General features: G+C 69.7%; 16 protein-coding genes and 2 pseudogenes. 9 read left to right on the top strand and 9 right to left on the bottom strand.

Features of this window, described 5'->3' with window-relative positions:
• Window positions 1-60 precede the first annotated feature (60 nt).
• From CU044_RS19940 to CU044_RS19915, 6 genes are all read right to left on the bottom strand, one after another.
• Complete coding sequence (locus CU044_RS19940; RefSeq protein ID WP_129770089.1) at window positions 61-264, bottom strand: ferredoxin; 204 nt, start codon at window positions 262-264, stop codon at window positions 61-63.
• Between the two features lie 5 nt (window positions 265-269).
• Complete coding sequence (locus tag CU044_RS19935; RefSeq protein ID WP_129770071.1) at window positions 270-1,454, bottom strand: cytochrome P450; 1,185 nt, start codon at window positions 1,452-1,454, stop codon at window positions 270-272.
• A 636-nt stretch (window positions 1,455-2,090) separates the two neighbouring features.
• Window positions 2,091-2,630 (bottom strand): winged helix-turn-helix domain-containing protein, encoded by a 540-nt coding sequence (locus CU044_RS19930; RefSeq protein WP_205124094.1) that lies wholly within the window; start codon window positions 2,628-2,630, stop codon window positions 2,091-2,093.
• Between the two features lie 283 nt (window positions 2,631-2,913).
• The gene (locus CU044_RS19925) at window positions 2,914-3,129 is read right to left on the bottom strand and encodes an MbtH family protein (RefSeq protein ID WP_129770070.1); all 216 of its coding nucleotides are present in this window, start codon (window positions 3,127-3,129) and stop codon (window positions 2,914-2,916) included.
• Window positions 3,130-3,193: 64 nt separating this feature from the next.
• Entirely contained in the window at window positions 3,194-4,735 is a 1,542-nt protein-coding gene (locus CU044_RS19920) for a class I SAM-dependent methyltransferase (protein ID WP_165371943.1), read from the bottom strand.
• A gap of 311 nt (window positions 4,736-5,046) precedes the next feature.
• On the bottom strand, window positions 5,047-5,808 hold the full coding sequence (locus CU044_RS19915; RefSeq protein WP_129770068.1) for an alpha/beta fold hydrolase: 762 nt from the start codon (window positions 5,806-5,808) through the stop codon (window positions 5,047-5,049).
• Window positions 5,809-6,140: 332 nt separating this feature from the next.
• Between CU044_RS19915 and CU044_RS39070 the strand changes: the two genes are divergently transcribed.
• From CU044_RS39070 to CU044_RS19870, 9 genes and pseudogenes are all read left to right on the top strand, one after another.
• A complete protein-coding gene (locus CU044_RS39070) occupies window positions 6,141-6,449 on the top strand; it encodes a phosphopantetheine-binding protein (RefSeq protein ID WP_193564010.1) in 309 nt (102 codons plus the stop codon).
• On the top strand, window positions 6,446-8,803 hold the full coding sequence (locus CU044_RS19905; RefSeq protein ID WP_129770066.1) for an amino acid adenylation domain-containing protein: 2,358 nt from the start codon (window positions 6,446-6,448) through the stop codon (window positions 8,801-8,803). Before CU044_RS39070 ends, CU044_RS19905 begins: the two co-directional genes overlap by 4 nt.
• Window positions 8,804-9,214: 411 nt before the next feature.
• Window positions 9,215-9,442 (top strand): DUF4287 domain-containing protein, encoded by a 228-nt coding sequence (locus tag CU044_RS19900; protein WP_129770065.1) that lies wholly within the window; start codon window positions 9,215-9,217, stop codon window positions 9,440-9,442.
• A gap of 9 nt (window positions 9,443-9,451) precedes the next feature.
• Window positions 9,452-10,000 carry a GNAT family N-acetyltransferase gene (locus CU044_RS19895; protein WP_129770064.1) on the top strand — a complete coding sequence of 183 codons (549 nt, stop codon included), beginning with the start codon at window positions 9,452-9,454 and terminating at the stop codon, window positions 9,998-10,000.
• Window positions 10,001-10,112: 112 nt separating this feature from the next.
• Window positions 10,113-10,942, top strand: a pseudogene (locus tag CU044_RS19890) (M55 family metallopeptidase).
• Window positions 10,943-11,338: 396 nt separating this feature from the next.
• Window positions 11,339-12,433 (top strand): hypothetical protein, encoded by a 1,095-nt coding sequence (locus CU044_RS19885; RefSeq protein ID WP_129770063.1) that lies wholly within the window; start codon window positions 11,339-11,341, stop codon window positions 12,431-12,433.
• An 80-nt stretch (window positions 12,434-12,513) separates the two neighbouring features.
• On the top strand, window positions 12,514-13,374 hold the full coding sequence (locus CU044_RS19880) for a DUF3592 domain-containing protein (protein ID WP_129770062.1): 861 nt from the start codon (window positions 12,514-12,516) through the stop codon (window positions 13,372-13,374).
• A 215-nt stretch (window positions 13,375-13,589) separates the two neighbouring features.
• A complete protein-coding gene (locus CU044_RS19875) occupies window positions 13,590-13,865 on the top strand; it encodes a hypothetical protein (RefSeq protein ID WP_129770061.1) in 276 nt (91 codons plus the stop codon).
• A 57-nt stretch (window positions 13,866-13,922) separates the two neighbouring features.
• Complete coding sequence (locus tag CU044_RS19870) at window positions 13,923-14,549, top strand: DUF6000 family protein (RefSeq protein ID WP_129770060.1); 627 nt, start codon at window positions 13,923-13,925, stop codon at window positions 14,547-14,549.
• Between the two features lie 62 nt (window positions 14,550-14,611).
• Here CU044_RS19870 and CU044_RS40205 read toward each other — a convergent pair.
• The 3 genes and pseudogenes from CU044_RS40205 to CU044_RS19850 form a co-directional block, all read right to left on the bottom strand.
• Window positions 14,612-14,926: pseudogene (locus CU044_RS40205) on the bottom strand (Tn3 family transposase); the annotation flags it as partial.
• 660 nt (window positions 14,927-15,586) lie between these two features.
• Window positions 15,587-16,522 (bottom strand): SDR family oxidoreductase, encoded by a 936-nt coding sequence (locus CU044_RS19855; RefSeq protein ID WP_129770059.1) that lies wholly within the window; start codon window positions 16,520-16,522, stop codon window positions 15,587-15,589.
• Window positions 16,523-16,714: 192 nt separating this feature from the next.
• Window positions 16,715-18,472: a CocE/NonD family hydrolase gene (locus CU044_RS19850; RefSeq protein ID WP_205124093.1), complete on the bottom strand. Its 1,758-nt coding sequence runs from the start codon at window positions 18,470-18,472 to the stop codon at window positions 16,715-16,717.
• Between the last annotated feature and the right edge of the window lie 37 nt (window positions 18,473-18,509).

The following is an 18,509-nucleotide window of genomic DNA, read 5'->3' as shown; positions in this document are numbered from 1 at the left end:
GCGGGCGCTTCCCACCCACGGAGCCGGGTGTTGTGGTCGCTCATGAATCAACCACCCGGGTCACTCCGCGTTCCCGTCGAGACTGATCGCCTGGGACGGGCACAGCCGTACGCATTCCTCGACGCTGTCCCACAACTCCTCCGGCGGATGAGGAGAGAGCAGTACGACGGTCCCGTCCTCCTCGTCCTGGTCGAACACCTGAGGCTGTGTCAGGGCGCACATGCCCGCGCCACAGCACCTGGTCCGGTCGACATCGACTCGCATCGCCGTCACCAGCCGACGGGAAGGCTCTGCACGCCGTACATCGACGACAGGTGGGCCGTCTTGATCTCCTCGGGCGCCACGGCCAGACGCAGACCGGGGAACTCGCGGATCAACTGGCGGAAAGCCACACGCATTTCGATCCTGGCGAGCTGTTGCCCCACACACTGGTGCACGCCGTAGCCGAAAGCGAGGTGCCTTCCGGCGCTGCGGCTCAGGTCGAGCACGTCCGGATCTCCGAAAAACGCGGGATCCCGGTTGGCCGTGGACAGGGCCACGGTCACGACCTCACCCTCACGAATCAGCCGGCCGTCCAGCTCGATGTCCTCGGTGGCGCCCCGGATGACCCCGAACTGGACGATGCTCAGGTAGCGCATCATCTCCTCGACCGCGCCGTTGATCAGCTCCGGCTTCTTCCGCAGCAGCGCCAGTTGCTCCGGATGAGACAGCAGCAGATAGGTGCCGAGCCCCAGCATCTTCGCGGTGGTCTCGTGTCCCGCCGTGAGGAGGAGCATCGCCGAACCCGCGGCCTCGGCGTCCGTGAGATCGGATGCGGCCACCCTGCTCAGCAGGTCGTCCTCCGGCTTGCCGCGCTTGCGGCGGATCAGCTCGGTGAGGAACTCCTCCATCAGGGTGAAGGCTTCCACGACCTCGTGCATGGTGCGCTCGTAGTCGAGCATGGTTTCCGAATGCCGCTGAAAGAAATCGTGATCCTCGTACGGAACACCCAGCAGCTCGCAGATCACCAGCGAGGGAATCGGCAGGGCGAACTCGCGCACGAGATCCGCCGGAGGTCCCATTTCCCGCATCGCCGCAATCCGGTCCGCGGTGATCCGCTCCACCTTCGGTTCCAGGTTCTTCGTCCGCCGTACGGTGAATTCACCGGTGAACAGCTTCCGGAAACGGGTGTGTTCCGGCGGATCCATGAAGATGAAGACTCCCGGCAGTGTGGGCTGGGGCACTCCCTCCCCGACCGCCATCCTGCGGTGTTCACCGCGTGAGCTGAACCTCGGATCGTTCAGCACGGAACGGGCCGTGGAATTCCCGGTGACCAGCCATCCAGTGGTGCCGTCCGGATAGGCCAGCCTGCTCACCGGGTGCTCGTCACGCAACTCGGTCAGCTTCGGAGGAGGGCTGAAGGGACAGGCGCGTTCAGTGGGAAATTCCACCGGCTTGAGATCGGTCCTGGTCAAGTCGACTCCGTGGTGGTAAGGGCCTGTTCGTCGGCCAGGAAAAGTCCCGCGGATTGGCGTCACTCGATGATGTCAGACGACCCGGATATCGATCTGTTTAATCATGCCGTGCGCAGCTTTCTCGCGATTGCGGCACAACCACTTCTTGAGCGTTCTCCGAGGACTTCTGTCGCCATGACCCCGAGCACCTCCGGCCGACGCGGCCGTGGTGAATCCCCGAACGGCTCAGCGGTACCCGAGGGGATCATTCCGTCCGTGCCGCACACCCAGGCCGACGTGGGGATCGGGGGCACGCGTCCCCAGTGACCTCATCGCCCACCGTGACGTGCCGTACGCCTGGCTTTGTACGCGGGAGCCGGCTCTGGTCCACTTCCTGTGGTGCGGTCACACGCTGTTCTCTCTCGGGGCGGACGTTGCCGTAGCCGTCCGGGGAGCGCTGTTCCCTGATCTCCTCCCACAGCTTCCATGCGCTGGTGCAGCCTTCCTGCCCGACGCGGGTCGAGGTATGGCTGTACGCGTCGAGTGGTCGGCTGGTCCCTGGGCTCTGTCGTGTGCCGCACGACGTCAGACGTGTACGTGATCGCGCGGGGGGGGCGTGCTGGTACTACGGCGACAGACCTTCGGTTTCGTGCCGGGTCAGACAGCGGAGGCGTTCGACATCGGGACGCCCTCGGCGGGTATCGCGTTCCCCAGCATGTAGCCCCGGCCCCACACGGTCCGGATGGACAGTTCGATGGGCAGGAGCCGGCGGCGGAGCCGCATGATGTGCAGGTCCAGCGAGTTCCTGTTCAGTGTCAGCGTCCGCAGGGCGAAACACTGCACGAACTCGGTGCGGTGCACGACGTCGCCGAAGCGGTCTATGAGCAGCCGCAGCAACTCCGCCTGGGTGGTGGAGACGGTGATGGAGTGATGACCGAAGCTCAGGGTTCCGGTCGAGTCGATCGTCGGTACCCGATTGCTGTCGAAACGGTTCTGCAGGACCGCGACCCGGGCCTCCAGGTCATCCCGGGACACCGGAGGGCGTACCCAGTCCTCGACCGGGTCGTTGCTGATCGGTGGCTGCGCGCCTGCCTCCACGACGAGTAGCCGCGGCATCCCCTCTTTCCGGCAGCGGGTCCTCAGATCCGCCTGCGCCGGCCATCGGACGAAGACGACGTCGGAATTTCGACCGCCCACAGCACATCTCCTCCCTGTACATCCCACGTACATCCCGGTCCGTCCCACGAAAGCCCATGGACCTCTCGGCACGGATGAGCCCCGGTCGAGTCCGTCGGCACGGGGCCCACCACGGCGGCGAGCGGGTCTTCGGAGAGCGTCGGCTGTACGTCCAGGGAGGGCGGCCCGGCGGGCACGGCCCCCAGTGGGGTGAGGAGCCCCCGGCGGGGTGAGGAGTCACCGTCTGCCCGCGGGCCGCTCGGCGTGCTCACCGTCCTGACCCGCGCGGCGGGTTCGGCCCGCCTCAGGACGCCGGTGTCGCCTCGCGCAGGCTCCGGGGCCGCAGGTCGGTCCAGGTCTCCTCGACGTACGCGATGCTCTCCGCGCGCCCCGCCGGCCCGGCCACGACCCGCCAGCCGCCGGGCACGTCGGCGAACGTGGGCCACAGCGCGTGCTGCTCCTCGTCGTTGACCACCACGTAGAACTCGCCGTCCTCGTCGTCGAACGGGTTCACTGCCATTTCTCCTCCATTGCTTTCACGTCCGGTTCGCGACGGAAGCCGGGTCCGCGTGCTGATTTCGTGATCAGGTCGACGATCCGGCCGTTCGCGGATTCCGTGTGTGCGGCGAGCCCTCACCACCGCCGGCTCGCTCCGGTTCGGGGAGCGCGGCGCGGTCGACCTCGCCGCGGGCGGTCAGCGGCATGCGTGCGATGACCACGATGTCGTCCGGCACCAAACCGCCGGGGAGTTCGGCCGCCAGCTCCCGCCGCAGCACTGCCGGCAGCCTCGACGCCCGGCGGGACGCCGCGGGCACGTTGGCGAGCGGCCTGGCCCGGGTGTCCATGGGCCGGTACACACCGCCGTAGCAGTGCGTACCGTCCGCGGGCACGATCACCGCCTCGAACCAGCCGGGTGCCTCGGCCGACCAGGTGCACAGGACGGCACAGCCATGCTCCTCGCCCCAGGTCTCCAGCGCGTGCGGGTCGAGCGGCGCCTCTTCCGCCGTGGCGGGAACCCCGCACTCGGCCGCCTCGCTCACCAGCCTCGCGTTCGGTATCCGGGTCAGCCGGAGGCGGCCGCCGTGCCGGGCCAGCTCAGCCTCCAGGCCGGACACCTGGTGCACGTCCGAGCCCCAGGTGGCGGTGGGGACGTCCGCGAGGTGCGTCGGCCTGCTCGACCGCTTGTGCAGGACGACTTCGTAGCGGTGACGGGTGAGTTCGTTCCCATCCGATCCGGGCTTCAGCCGGACGTCCACGGCCACGATGTCGCGGTGCGCGTCGGCCCACTCGGTGAAGAAGCCCGGATCGAGGGCGAGTTCCGTCTCGCCGAGCATGGCGCGTGCGACCGCCGCGCGGACGGCGGACGGCTCGTCATCGGGGCGCTGAGCGTGGTGGACGGCCGTCAGGAACTTCCGCAGGGTGCCGTGGTTCCGGACGTCGCCGATGACGATCCGGCCCCCCGGGGCGAGCCGTTGGAGCGCGACGTCCAGGACACCCGAGAGGTAGGCGGCGTCGGGGAAGTACTGCACGACCGAGTTGAGGAGGACCGTGTCGAAGTACTCCGCCGGCAGTCCGTCGGCGACGTCGGCGGGCTGACACCGCAGTGTCACCTTATCCTTCAGCCGCGGATCCATGCCGACCTGGGCGGCGAGGCGTTCGATGACCGGCTCCGAGAAGTCGGTACCCCAGTAGACCTCGGCCTCCAGGGCCAGCGGCCCGAGCAGGAGGCCGGAACCGACCCCGATCTCCAGCACCCGGCGCGCCTCCAGACCGCGCACCCGCTCCACCGTGGACGCGCGCCACTGGCGCATCTCCGGCAGAGGGATGGGTTCGCGCGTGTAGGAGCTGTTCCACCCGGTGAAGTCGTCGCCGATCCCGGTGGCGTCCGGCGCGGTGTCGCCGTACATCTCGTCGTAGATCGCGCGCCACTTCTCGACGTGCTTGGTCACGTCCGCCTCCGGCACCTCGGGTACCACGTACGCCACCAGGCGCCGCTCCCCCGGCCGGTTCTCGCGGGAGACCACGGCCGCCTGCGCCACGCCCTCCCGCTTCCGGAGCGCGGTCTCGACCTCCTCGAACCGGTTGCTGAACCTCATGTGCTGTTGCGCGTACGTGAGGGGCGCCATGCTCCTGTTGCCTTTCGGTCGTCCTGCACGGGGTTTTCCGGACGGTGGCCGACGGCCCGCTCCACCGCCGGGTGAGCTCGGCAGGGGGCGGTGCGGCCATGAGCGAACACAACGCGACCGCGCGGGGCGACGGCGGGGCGCGGTACGGCGCGCCGGGGGGCAGACGGCCCCCGTCGCCGCGCAGCTCGGTCGTCCGGTGCTGCTCCCCCGTGAGCCCACCCTAGGAAGGGATTCCCGAGTCATCCGACCGCCCGACAGATGTCTGCCAGACCCGGCCGTGTGCCGCGGACACGGCGGGCCCGCGCCCATGCTCAGGCGACGGCCGCCAGGGCCTCGCGGATGGCCGCAGCCAGGTCCGCCGGACGGCTGCTCGGCAGGTCATGGCTGCCGGGCAGCGACACGAACCGGAACGGCCCGGTGGTGAGCGCCGACCATGCGTCGACCTGGGCGGGGGCGACGGTGTGGTCGTCGCGGCCGTACACGGCCACCGTCGGAACCTGGACGGGCTCGATGGCACCGCCCTCGTACAGCTCCAGCTCGTAGGTCTCGATGAGTTCGTAGTCGGCGCGCAGGGCGGGCTCGACGATGTCGAGCAATTCCTCGTTGGCGAGGAGCTGCGACGGCAGGTACCCGTCCGTCACGACCTGCTGGAGGAAGTCCAGCCGCGGCAACGCCCACGTGGGCTCGCGGCGGACGCTCCCAGGAGCCGGGTGCGAGGAGACGACCAGCGCCCGCACCCGGGCGGGGCCCAGGCGCCGTGCCACCTCGTAGGCGATCGTCGAGCCGGCGCAGTGCCCGTACAGCACCACCGGCCTTCCCTGCGCGTGGTGGAGCAGTTCGTCGGCGAGCTTGTCGGCGAGCTCGGGCATGACGGTCTCCACCGGATCCCCGAGCCGGGACTCCCGGCCCGGGAGGCGTACCGCGAAGGCGTCGAACGCGTCGGAAAGCTCGACGCACAGCTGACGCACCGTGGTCACGCCCGCGCCCGCATGCGGAAAGGCGTACAGCGCGCACTCTTTGAGGCCATCGTGAGGGACGCCGACGAACCAGCGGCTTTTCGTGTTTGTTCCCATAGCCGTGAGGATGACCCGTCACCGTGGCCCACGGGTGCCAATCCTGACTGACCTCTGAAAGATCCTCGGACAACGGCCGGTCGTCACGGCCAGACTGACACCCGGTCGGACCACTCGACCGGGTGAGCGCGGTCCCGCTCGTGACGGTGCGCATCCGCCACCGACGCGGCGACGGGCCTGTTCCGGAAGCCTCCGGCGGCCGGCCGGACCGGGCGACCGGACCGGGCGACCGGACCGGGCGACCGGACCGGGCGACCGGACCGTGGCCGGCATCCAAGCCGTGCCCGACGGTGACAGGGAAGCGGCGAGAGCCAGTTGAAGGGGAGACAGCGGTGAACAACTTCGGATCGGTCGGGGTGGCGAGCCCGGACCACGCAGACCACGATGGCCCGGACCTTGAACTGCTGCGCGCCCAGGTGCGGGTTCAGTGGGCCGACGCACTGGAGCACGACGACTTCGGCGACGACGAGGACTTCTTCGAGATCGGCGGGAACTCCCTGCTGGTCGCCGAGATCATGGCCACGCTCGGGGCCCAGCTCGGCGCGCGCCTGGCGCTCCGGCTCTTCTTCGACCACTCGACGGTGAACGAGCTGACCCGGGTGCTGGCGGCCCACGAGGCGTTCCGGGCACCGGCCCGGTGAGCGCCCCGCCGACGTCCGTTCCGGGCGCCTCCTGGAGCGGATGGAACGAGACCGCGCGGCCGTTCCGCGACGACGCCACGATCCCCGGGCTGATCGCCGAGACCGCCCGGCGGTACCCGGACCACCCGGCGATCGTGACCTCCGACAAGCAGGTCCTCACCCACGGCGAGCTGGACCGCCACTCCAACCGGCTGGCACGGCTGCTGCGCGAGCTGGGACTGGGCCGGGGCTCCACCGTGGGCGTCTACGGCGAGCGCGACGCCTCGGCCCTCGTCGGAATGCTCGCGGTGCTCAAAGCCGGCGCCTCCTACGTCCCGCTCGACCCGGCGTGGCCGGCCCCCCGGGTGGTCGGGCTGCTCGACCAGCTCGATGTGGCGGCCGTGCTGACCGACCGCGTATCCCTGCCCTCCGTCCAGGAGTTCCGGTGGGAGGTGCCGTCCCTTCGCCACGTGTTGTGCCCCGACATCCCCGAGGAGTTCTCCTGGTCGGCCACTCTGCGGCGCGAGCAGGTCGCGGACCTCTTCGACTACGTGTCCGGCTCCCCGGACCCGCTCGAAGCCGCCGGTTTCAACACGCGCCGCTCGGAACGGCTCTTCACCGCGGATGACGTCCGGGGCTACCAGGACCACGTGGCACGGTTCGTACGGGCCGCGACCTCCGCCGAACGGCCCTCGGTCCTGGAGATCGGGTGCGGATCCGGACTGATCGTCGAGGCCCTGGCACCCTGGGCGTCGCGCTACGTGGCCGTCGACCCGTCACCGGTGTCCGTGGCCCGAAGCACGGAGACCGGGGTCCTCGCCGGGGGCGAGGTCGAGGGCGTGGTGTGCTTCGCCCACGAGGTCGCCGAGCGGGTACGCGGCCCGTTCGACGTCGTCGTGCTGGCCAGTACGGTGCAGTTCCTGCCGGACCTCGACCACCTGACCGGCGTCCTCGACTCTCTTCTCGGGCTGCTCGCCGACGACGGCGTCATCGTCCTCGCCGACCTCATCGACCCCGGGCTCAGCACCCACTCCGGCCTCCGGGTGCCGCCCCGCCTTGTCGAGCGCCTCCCCGACGTCCTGCCCGGGGTGGCCCACGCGAGCGTCCACCGCCGCCGGGCCGAGGAGTTCACGGGCGAACTGGGCGCGCGGTACGACGCCGTCATCCGCGTCGAGCCGTCCCGCGACCGTGCGGCGCCCGGCCGCGACCGTACGGCGCCCGGCCGCGAGCCGCTGTGGACCGGCCATCACGCCGGCCTCCGGCCGGCCGCGCCCCTCGCCACCGGTCCGACGGCCGACGACGTCTGCTACACCATCTTCACGTCCGGCTCGACGGGTGCGCCCAAGGGAGTCGTCGTCACCCACCGGTCGGCGGTGAACCTCATCGACTGGGTGAACCGCACCTACGAGGTCGGGCCCGCCGACGAGATCCTGTTCGTCACGTCCTTCTGCTTCGACCTCTCGGTGTACGACATCTTCGGCGTGCTGGCCGCCGGCGCGACCATACGGCTGGCGTCGGCGGCGGAACTCGCCGAGCCGGACACCCTGGTGGACCTGCTCGAACAGGAATCCATCACCATCTGGGACTCGGCGCCCGCCTCCCTGGCCATGGTCATGCCCTTCGTCCAGGCCCGCGAGCCCGCCGGGCGCGACGCGCTCCGCCTGGTCCTCCTCAGCGGCGACTGGATCCCGGTGCCGCTCCCGGACCAGATCCGGGCCGCGTTCCCCAACGCCGAGGTGGTGGCGCTGGGCGGCGCCACGGAGTGCACCGTCTGGTCGAACCACTACCGGGTGAGCGCCGTCGACCCCGCGTGGCCGAGCATCCCCTACGGGAAACCGATGCAGAACGCCCGCTACTACGTGCTCGGCGGCGACCTGCGGCCCTGCCCCCTCGGCGAGGAGGGCGATCTGTACATCGCCGGTGCGTGCGTGGCGTTGGGCTACGCCGCGGCCGCCCGTCTCACCGCCGCCAAGTTCCTGCCCGACCCGGGAGCTCTGCGTCCCGGCGAGCGCATGTACCGCACCGGTGACCGCGCCCGCTGGCTGCCGAGCGGCGACCTGGAGTTCCTGGGCCGCCTCGACGACCAGGTCAAGGTGCGCGGCTACCGGATCGAACTGGGCGAGGTGCAGAGCGCCCTCCTCCAGTGCCCGGGGGTCCGGGCCGCGTCGGTGGTGGCCCCCACGGGGCCGGGAGGGCGGACGCTGGCCGCCTTCTACGTGCCGACGGCCGAGCCGCTCTCGAAGGCCGGGGTCGTACGCGCCCTGCGGACCGTCCTGCCGTCGTACATGATCCCCACACGCGTCGTCGCGCTCGACGAACTGCCCCTGACCAGCACGGGCAAGGTCGACCGCGCGGCCCTCCTGCGCCGGCTGTGAGGCCCTGCGGATCGCGGCGTCGCCGCGCGTGACGGACCACAGGCCGACGGGCACGGTCGGACCGGCGGCGCTGCCGGCTCCGGCCGAGGACGGCTTCGACGCGCCGCTCCGCCTGCCGGCCGTACAGGACCGGGCGCGGACACAACTGCGCCCCGTACACGCCTCCGCCGGGGTTCCGGTGGGGGCTTTCGGACCGTCTCGGTGCCGGAACGGGGAGGCGGGCGGCTCGGGATGAGGCTTGTGGATGGCCTTCGCGTACGCGGTGATCAGCTACGGGGCCTGTGCCGCGTAGCGAAGTGGCGCAGGTCACTTTCATTCGACCGATCACTTCGCCCGCTGCCTCCGGTCATACAAGCAAAGCGCATCAACACACCGAGATCGTTCTGCACCTAGGGATGGGACACCGCCGACATGACGGACACCGTGAAGGGCCCCGCCAGCTACTTCCCCTCGATCGAGAAGAAGTACGGCCGCCCGATAGCCGAGTGGAAGGAGACCATCCGCTCCTCGCCCTTGACCAGGCACTCGGAACTCGTTTCCTGGCTCAAGACCGAGCACGGGCTGGGGCACGGTCACGCGAACGCCCTTGTCGCGCACACCCTTGCCGAGAACACCGTTACCGAGAACAGCGGGCAGTAGGTTGCCCCCATGACTGAACTCGGGCCCGTTGCCTGGCCACCCGCCCCGATAAGGACCGAACGGCTTGTGCTCCGCGAGTCCGAGGCCCGGGACCGTGCGGGGTTCATCGAGTTGTTCGCATCGCCAGAGGTGCGCACCTACCTCGGTGGCCCACGCCCGCGTGATGAGCTCGAACGCGCGGTGCCCGAGGTGCCCGGTCGGCGCCCTGGCGTTTTCGTGATCGATCTCGACGGAGCGATGATCGGCACGATCACGCTCGATCGGCGCGACGCGGAGCGTCCGGGGCACGTCCGTCCGGATGCCGGAGAGGCCGAGCTCGGCTACGTGTTCCTGCCGGAGGCGTGGGGATACGGGTACGCCGCCGAGGCATGCGCAGCGGCACTCGACTGGTTCGCCGACGCGTTTCCCGGCGAGCCGGTGGTGCTCTGCACCCAGACCGCGAACAACCGCTCAATGAGCCTCGCGGCCAAGCTGGGGTTCACCGAGGTGGAGCGGTTCGAGGAGTACGGCGCCGAGCAGTGGTTGGGCGTGCGGTCCTCGGTCACGCCGTCCGGTTGAGCGGTCGAGCGTGCTGGTCCGGGCGGAAACCGGATGACAGTGAGCCGGTGAAGGAACCGGAGCGAGGGCGGCGGGCGTCTCCTCGGACGATCAAGCTTGAGGAGACTGCGCGGTGCGGATCTACATCAGTGCGGACATGGGGGCGTCACGGGGCTGGTGGACGCCGACGATGTCCAGCCCGGCGGCCGGGACTACGAGCGTGGACGGCTGATGATGGCGGAGGACGTCAACGCTGCCGTCCGCGGCGCTGTCGCGGCCGGTGCCACCGACATCACCGTCAACGACGCGCATGGCCCGATGCGCAACATCCTGCCCGAGTCACTGCACCCGGTGGCGCGCCTCATCCGCGGCAAGCCGAAACAGATGGGCATGCTCGAAGGACTCGCCCCCGAGCACGACGCCGCGGTCTTCGTCGGCTACCACTCGCGGGCCGGTGCGCTCGGTGTGCTGAGCCACAGCTTCATGGGGCACGAGATCGAAGACATGTGGCTGGACGGGCGGCCTGTGGGCGAGATCGGCCTGGCCCATGCCGCCGCGACCGGCATCGGGGTGCCGGTGGCGGTCCTCACCGGTGACGACTGTGCCTGCGCGGAGATGACGGAATGGGACGCCTCGGTGACGACCGTGGCCGTGAAGAATGCGCGGGACCGGTTCTCGGCAGATCTGCGGCCGTCGGATGAAGCACGTGCGGCCATCGAGAAAGCGGTCGCCGCGCGTCTCTCCGTACCGCCGAAGCCGCCGGCCGCCGCGGCGGCCTCCTCCACCCTCACGGTCCGCTGGCAGTCGGCTTCGGTCGCCGCGACGCTCCTGGGAATCCCGGGCGTCACCTCGGCGGATACCCGGACCGTCCAGGCGCAGGGCACTGTGCCCAGCCTCTACCGGCTGTTCGGCGTGTGGATGCGAGTGGCCGCGTCCCTGACCAACCAGCACCCCTACTGCTGACCGCCGCGAGCAACGGTCGGCGGGAGATGGGGCCTTCGCCCTATGGAGCGCGGTTGCGAACTGAGCCTCGGAGTGGAGAGTCCGACCTGGAGAGTCCGACCGGTTCGACGAGGGGCTTTTGCGCGGGCACGTGTCGGCACACCGTGATGCGGGCGTGTTGTTGGTGCAGGCTCGGGGAATGGCTCAGAGGCCCGGCTGGGTCGACGGGGAGCCTGATCTGCCGCAGGTACGTTCGGCGGGGCGGGCCTGCGACCCCCGGTCGGTACTTTCCTGGAGCGAGGCGGGATGTTGGTCAGCACCACCTCAGCGAAGCGATCAAGGCGATCCCGGCGTGACCTGCCGGAGGATCAAACTGAGGTCTACCGGACGCCACCTGAGCCCAGCACAATCGCCCGTATGACGATCGCCACGGGCCCGCCACTGCCCACGCACCACACGCCCGTCGCGCTCGTACGGGGATTCCTGACCGGTGGCGTGGTCGGCACGTCGCTCGCCGCGCTCGTCGTGGGCGGGATCGTCGAGAACGTGCCACTGTTCGTCACCGGGTTGGTCCTGCCCGCGGTCTACGGACTGCTGTTCTTCCTCGCCGGTATGCCGAGGCGTGCCCGGGAGGCAGCGGTCGTGCCCCGCACGGCGCTCGCGATGATCGAGAGCCTGGAGGCCGTCGGGGGCGAGTCGAGCGACATACCGGTGCGGTTCGAGCTCACCGTCGCACCGGACGACGGGCCGGCGTACCGGGTTGAGATCACGCAGGACATCAACCTCGTGGACCTGACCGACTACCGGCCGCGCGGCGTCGTGGTGGTCCAGTACCCGCCGGACCGGGCGTGGCGGGTGCGCATCGTCAAGCGGCCGACACCGGAGTGGGAGGGCCGGGTGGCCTCGGCCCGCCTCGACTCGGCGCCCGCGACGGCCAGGGTGGCCGCGCCCCCGGAGGGCTGCGTCTTCGGCTTCGTCGTGCTCCTCGGCCTGCTGCTCGGTGCGGTCGTCGTGGTCCTGCTGTTCCGCGCAGACCTCTTCGACCGGGACGACACCGCGAAGTCGCCTTCGGCCACACAGCCGTCCGTCTCCTCCACGTCGTCGACCACGGTGGTGTCGTCGGCGTCCGGAACGGTCGCCCTGGGCCCGGACCTGTCGTTTCTCGACAAGGGCGAGCTGGACCGGGCTGTCGGCTCACTCACCAGCGGTGGGGACGCACTCCAGGCGCTCACCGTCGTCGTGCAGGAACGCCTGCTGTCGGTCGTGTTCTCGCCGACCGGCACGCAGACCCCGGGGTTCGACCCCCGTGCGCTGCCCTACGACCGCTTCCCCGCCCTGGTCGAGGAGGCCACGACCACCCTCGGCGTCCACTCCCCGCGCACCTGGCAGATCATCGCCGACCGTCTCACCGGCTCCCTCACCATCAGGGTCGTTGTGACCGGGGCCGAGGGCACGGCGTCACTGGAGGCGGACGGACAGGGCAAGGTGGTGCGGCGCGCGCCCGCACGGTGAGGTGCCCTGGGATCACACTGTTCCGGACGGCAAGGGTGTGTGCTCGGTGGCCGTCCCCGAAGTGGCAGGAGGAGACACGGATGGGCTGGCACGGATATGTGGTGCTGTGGTGTGGCGTGTTCGGCACGGTCGCGCTGGTCGGCTACGGGAGGTCACTGGCCGGGGTGACCCGGGCCCAGCGGGCGGTCCGGGCGACCGGGCGGATCGAGCGGGTGGGGCAGCCTCGGCACGGAAGCTCCCCGAACGACGGGATAGCCGTGGTCGTCTCCTTCCAAGACCCCTCCACCGGGCAGGAGTTCACTGTCACCAACGACGGTGAGCGAGGCGAGAGGATCAGCGCGGCTTGGACGGGCCGGGAGATCGGCGTCCACTACCCGCCCGGCCGGCCCCACGCCTTCCGGTTCACCAACGACCTCTCCGAAGGCGGGCGCGGACTCGGCTGGCCGACCTTCTCGCTGTTCCTCGTCCACACCGGTCTGGTCGTCGCCGCCGCGATCGACTGGGGCTGGCCGTGGGCTCTGCTCGGCTTCTGCGGGCCGTGGGCCCTCTCCGGGGTGTACCACCTGCCTGGGAACATACGCGACAGGCGCCGCCGTCTCGACGAGCTCGCCGCCATGGCCGCCGTACCCGGCCGTGTCGTCGCCGTGCTCAAGAGCGTCAGCACCGACGACGACGGCCACACCTCCACCCGCCTGGTACCGGTCGTCACCTTCACCACCCTCGACGGCAGGGCCGTCACGGCCTACTGCGAGTCAGGACTGCCGGACCCCGCCGGATCGCAGGGCCTGGACGTCACGATCCACTACGCCCCCGACGACCCGGCCGTCTTCACCTTGGACGTCGAGGCCGAACGCCGGTCCTGGAAGCGGGACATGGCCGTCAACGTGGTGGGTGTTCTGGTCGTGGCAGCGGCGGCCGTGGTGGGGGTGGTCGCGCTGTGACACGGGAGCCGGGCTATCGGCACCGTACGCGATCCGAACGCCCCGCTCTACGGCACCGACCAGGCCGCCTTCTGGTACAGCACCTCGCCCGCGTTCCAGGTGCCGCCCGGTGACGAGCCGTTGTTCCGCGCGTACTTCACCGAGGTGGCCGCGCTCGCCGACCGGAGGGTGGTCTGACATGGATCCGGTGGTGCCGGAGGTCTTCCAGCACGAGCGTGTGTACATCCAGGTCGACCGGGGGGATCGTCGAGGTCTTCCGGCGCGGTAACGAAGCCGCCGAGGCCATCCGTACTCTCGCCGCACTGAGACAAGATCAATCCGACCGCGGTATCCACGACCTCGATCTCGGACGCCCGACGCGCTGCCACTTCCCGCGCAACGGCGTGAACGCAGGTCCCGACCACCTCTTCGCCCATCCGCTCCGGGTGATCTGCGAAGAGCCGGCCATCCTCAACGGCGTCGGCGAACCACACGACGAGCCGGCCGACTGACCAGTGCCACCGAGAAAAACACTGGTCGAACGGCTTCGCCCAGGACAGGATGCGGCTATGCGTTACCCCGACGAGGACCCCGAGCTGCTCGCTCTTATCCACCGCTACGTCACGCCGGACCGGCGCTACCTCAAACTCGGTGGCCCTCTCACGCGCATGACCGAGCCTGAACGCACCAAGTTCATAGGGGAGCTCGGCGAGGCCGCCGGCGATATCACGCCCCGCGAGCTGACCATCCTGCTCGACGGCACGTGGCGTGAACGCAAAACCGCAGCCTGGCTCATCGCCGTCGCCCGCAGAACTGAGTTCCGCGCACGCCTCGGCGAAATGCTGCTCGCCAGCGAGGTCTGCTTCGCAGGCTCGGCCTACTGCGTCACCTTCGCCACGTTCGCGACTCCCGCCGACGCGGATCTGCTGGCTGCCTACCTCGATCGCTACCTGCGGCGCCCCGACCTCTACTACGACCAGCCGGCCGCCATGGGCGCGCTCCTCCACCTCGACGCCGAGCTCCGTGCCGATCAAGCAGCCCGGTTCCTGACCTCGGACGGCCTCTGGTACCAGTGGATCGACGGACCGCCCCGCAAGGAGCACCACAGCACGCCGGACAGCTATCGCGAGGCCATCAGCCAGCTCTGCGTCTTCGCCCACGAGGGCGCCGAGGACCACCCGGCAAGGAACCGATGACGTCGTCCTCAGAGGGGTGACACCTGATCGAAGGCCCCCCACAACTCAAGGTTGTCCAGCTAAATGTTGATGTGGTGTCGTACGAACGGCGAGAGTCGGGCGATGTCCTCGTCACGGATGTCAAAGCCGTCCGCCCGCAGCTGTGTCACTGTGGCGTCCATGTACCGGGTGTTGAAGAGCACGACGGCGTTGAGGACCAGGCCCAGGGCGCCGGTCACGTCGTACGCGCGGACGGCACCGGTGTGAATGGAGCCGATGATCCGCAGGATGTCCTCCCACTGCCGCTCGATCCGGGCGAGGTCGACCCGGCCACGGGCCGCGTCCTGGAGGGCGCCATAGTCGGTGGTGCGGTCGACGCGCCACATCTTCTGGTCCGGCTCGACCTGTCCATGGCGGTGGTCACGGAAATGGCCGATCCCGCCGTGTGGTTCCTCGGCAACCACCTGATCGGGCAGCCCCGAGGACCCCGCCTCCCGGTTCACCCAGTCCACGAAGGCTTCGATCGACTGGTTCAACGCACTGCTCAAGGCGCCGTGGTAGTTGCGTTGATAGGGGATGTCGTGGTGAGCGGAGCTGAGGAGAAGCTCGCCGATGGGGACCATGCGCTCCAGCACGCAGATGGAGTGGACGACCGGAGCGATAGCAGTCCAGGGGACCGGGCGTTCTTCGCCCGCAGAGGCGTGGTTGCCGTCGCCGTCAGTGACGTTCTTGAAATGCTGGCTGCGGATCAGGTGCCGTCCGGGGGTGCCGTCGGCGGCAGACTCGGGATCACGGGCCACCGCATCCGGCAGGTCCTGTACCCCCAGGACACCCGTCGGCGGCAGTGTTTCCCCACCGCCCTGGATCCGGCACCCATGCCAAACGCCAATCGCTCAACTGAAGCCTCCTCCGCCCCTTGAACACATCCAATCATCAGGGAAGTGGTGTACTCGGACCTCGATACCGCGTCCAGCGCCCCGGCCGACCGATGTCCCGCTCACGGGCCGGGGCGTTGGATTGCCACCGCTGTCAGTACCCCGGCCCGTGAGCGGTGCCCGTCACCGATACCCGGTCGCGTCCGCCGTTTTATCGGCACTGTCGACTTCGACCAGGTAACGCCAGCAGTCGGGGCGCGAGCCGTCGAGGTCGGTGAAGCCGTATTCCTGGGCGAGTTGCCCGCTGGACAGCGACTGACCGGTCCAGCGTGCGACGTCGGTGTCGCCGGCCAACGCCGCGACCGCGCGTCCGACGTATGACGGACTCTCCGAAATGCAGAAATGCGGCACCGTGGGCAGCGCGTCGCGCCAGTTGTCCTCGGTGACGCCGAACGCGTCGAGCATCATCTCCGAACGCATCCAGCCCGGAGTGAGCGCCACCGCCGTCCCGCCATGTGACTTCAGCTCGTGTGCGAGTACGAACGCCATGCGCAGCACGCTGTTCTTCACCAGGTCGTAGAAGTACGAGTTGCGGTAGTGCGTTCCGTTGTACGCGGACGTCCCGTCGGTCATCTCGACCACGAGCCCGCCCGGTCGGCCCACCAGCAGCGGCAACACGAAGTGGCTGGTGATCGCGTGGGTCTCCACGCCCAGCCGGAGCAGCCGCAGTCCGTCGTCGAGGTCGTGTTCCCACACCGGCTTGTCGAACGCGAACAGCCGCTCTCCGCCCCAGACATCGTTGACCAGCACATCGAGCCGCCCCTGATCGGCGTCGATGCGCTCGGCCAGCGCACGGACCTGCTCGGGCACCAGGTGGTCGGTCGGCACCGCGATGCCGGTCCCGCCCGCCGCGGTGACAAGCTCCGCGGTCTCCTCGATCGTCTCGGACCGGTCGTACTCCGAGCGCCGTTCCCGGGTCGTGCGGCCGGTGACGTAGACCGTCGCACCCGCCGCGCCGAGCTGGACGGCGATGCCGCGCCCGGCCCCCCGTGTGGCCCCCGCGACCAGCGCGATCTTTCCGTGGAGGTCCGGTGCCGATGTGTCGGGCATGAATGGCATGGGGTTCCTTGTCTCTTCGCACGGCCTGGTCCACGTCCGTCATCGACGCAGACCGGTGACACCATGCTCGACCCGAAACCCGACACCTTGTGTCGTATTTTTTCACCCGCAGGACGGCCCCTGACTCCGTGGGCCGCGGCGAAGCGGGTTACGGTCGGCCAGGGGCCGCCCGGCGAACCGGCGAACCGGCCTCTAGGCCGTTGGGATCACCGGGAGCAGGAGATACGACGCCTGGGAACCGCCCAGATGGAGAGTGGTTTCGGCGGTGTATGCCCGGGGCGGACGGTCGGCGGGGTCGTTGTGCAGGAAGGGACCGCAGCCCGTGAGGTCGTTCTTGAGGTTGGAGAGACGGGCGCTGGGACCCGGGTAGACATAGTCCCGGCCGCGCACCTGGAGGCCGAGACGGTAGCCCGCGGGGATGACCAGGGACGTCGGGAGGATCTCGATGTCCAGTTCGTAGACGGCTCCCGGCTCCAGCGGCTCGGTGCGGTCGTGCGGGTGGAAGGGGCGGTACGGGGTCGTCAGCTCGGGGTCGAGGCGGCGGTGGGAGGCGCGCAGCCAGCCCTGGCCGACGGGGGTGTGCGGATCCAGCGCGCCCTGGAAGACGACCTCCTCGCCACTCGGCGAGTAGACCCGTACGACCAGGAACAGATCGGCGTCGGTGGTGGAGGAGGAGACGAACAGCTTCGCCGCCAGCGGGCCGGTGATCTCGGTGCGCTCCGGCAGCGGCGGGGTGCTGAACTCCACTCCGTCGCCGGACGCCACGAAGCGGGCCGTCCCTCCGGCCGCCGGTGCCTCCTCCGCGAGCGAGCCGTCCACGGTCGGATACAGCCGGGTCCATCGCGTCGACGGCAGCGGCCAGGCGTCCTCGCCGCGTTCGGTGAAGGTCCCGTCGACCTGACGGATCTGCAGCTGCACCGCGGGCCGGTCCTCCCAGCCGTTCCGCTCGTCCTTCAGATACCGGTCGAAGAAGCGCGTCTGAAGGTCGACGCCGTAGTCGGTGTAGAAGAGCGGCCAGTGCGCGTGACCGTGCATCTCCAGCCACTTGCGGGTGGACGCCGCCCGTACGAACCCCTCCACATTGCCGCGCAGATGGAGCCCCTGGCCGCCCCAGTTGCCGCAGCTCAGTACGGGGACGTCGATCGCGTCCCAGTGCGCCGAGCGGTCCCGGTGGTACGCGTCGTCGAAGGCGTGCGCCCTGATGTCCGCGCCGAGGTCGGTACGGTTCGCGGCCAGCTCCGCCGGCTGGAGGACATCGTCACCGCAGATCCGCTGACCGGTGTTCGGATCGAGGCCGCCCACCTCACCGACCCCGTACTGGACCGTCTTGACCTGCATGTCGTACCAGTTGTCCCAGAATGTGGAGCGGATACCACCCTGGTACGCACCATCCCGGTAGAAGTCCGCGGCGCCCTCCCAGGGGCAGATCGCGGCCAGGTGCGGCGGGCGCAGGGAGGCGACGTGCCACTGGTTCATCGCGTAGTACGAGATGCCGTTGAGGCCCACCCGGCCATTGCTCCACTCCCGGGTGCCCGCCCACTCGACACAGTCGTGGAAGTCGCGGGTCTCACGCGGTGAGAAGGGATCCACCCGGCCGGGCGAGCGGCCGGTGCCGCGTGAGTCGACCCGTACACAGGCGTATCCGTGCGGCACCCACTTCTCGGGGTCCACGACCTCCCAGTTCTGGTACTTGTTCGAGGTGCCCGCCACCGCGTCGGGGTGGTCCCGGGACATCGCCTCCCACGCGCTGGGATACCCGCGCTGGAAGGGCAGCCCCTTGGCGTACGGACCGTAGGTCATGATCACCGGCACCGGCTCGCCGGTCACCGGCCGGAACACGTCCGCGCGCAGCACGATCCCGTCGTCCATCTCGATCGGTACGTCCCACTCGACGCGCATTCCGTCGATGAGCTGCGTACGGAACGGCTCCGGGCCGCCGTCGTCGGGCATTTCCTCGCTCCTTGCCTCAGTGATCGGTACTGAGTGG

The organism is Streptomyces sp. L-9-10 (assembly GCF_004151105.1).
Taxonomy (GTDB): domain Bacteria; phylum Actinomycetota; class Actinomycetes; order Streptomycetales; family Streptomycetaceae; genus Streptomyces.
This window is presented reverse-complemented; position numbering and strand designations above follow the sequence as displayed.

Bases quoted from the DNA above. Each gene is read 5' to 3' on its own strand.
- CU044_RS19870 (WP_129770060.1), top strand. From the start codon at position 13,923: ATGCGTTACCCCGACGAGGACCCCGAGCTGCTCGCTCTTATCCACCGC.
- CU044_RS19915 (WP_129770068.1), bottom strand. From the start codon at position 5,808: ATGGGAACAAACACGAAAAGCCGCTGGTTCGTCGGCGTCCCTCACGAT.
- CU044_RS19900 (WP_129770065.1), top strand. From the start codon at position 9,215: ATGACGGACACCGTGAAGGGCCCCGCCAGCTACTTCCCCTCGATCGAG.
- CU044_RS19940 (WP_129770089.1), bottom strand. From the start codon at position 264: ATGCGAGTCGATGTCGACCGGACCAGGTGCTGTGGCGCGGGCATGTGC.
- CU044_RS19925 (WP_129770070.1), bottom strand. From the start codon at position 3,129: ATGGCAGTGAACCCGTTCGACGACGAGGACGGCGAGTTCTACGTGGTG.
- CU044_RS19885 (WP_129770063.1), top strand. From the start codon at position 11,339: ATGACGATCGCCACGGGCCCGCCACTGCCCACGCACCACACGCCCGTC.
- CU044_RS19880 (WP_129770062.1), top strand. From the start codon at position 12,514: ATGGGCTGGCACGGATATGTGGTGCTGTGGTGTGGCGTGTTCGGCACG.
- CU044_RS19920 (WP_165371943.1), bottom strand. From the start codon at position 4,735: ATGGCGCCCCTCACGTACGCGCAACAGCACATGAGGTTCAGCAACCGG.
- CU044_RS19855 (WP_129770059.1), bottom strand. From the start codon at position 16,522: ATGCCATTCATGCCCGACACATCGGCACCGGACCTCCACGGAAAGATC.
- CU044_RS19895 (WP_129770064.1), top strand. From the start codon at position 9,452: ATGACTGAACTCGGGCCCGTTGCCTGGCCACCCGCCCCGATAAGGACC.
- CU044_RS19850 (WP_205124093.1), bottom strand. From the start codon at position 18,472: ATGCCCGACGACGGCGGCCCGGAGCCGTTCCGTACGCAGCTCATCGAC.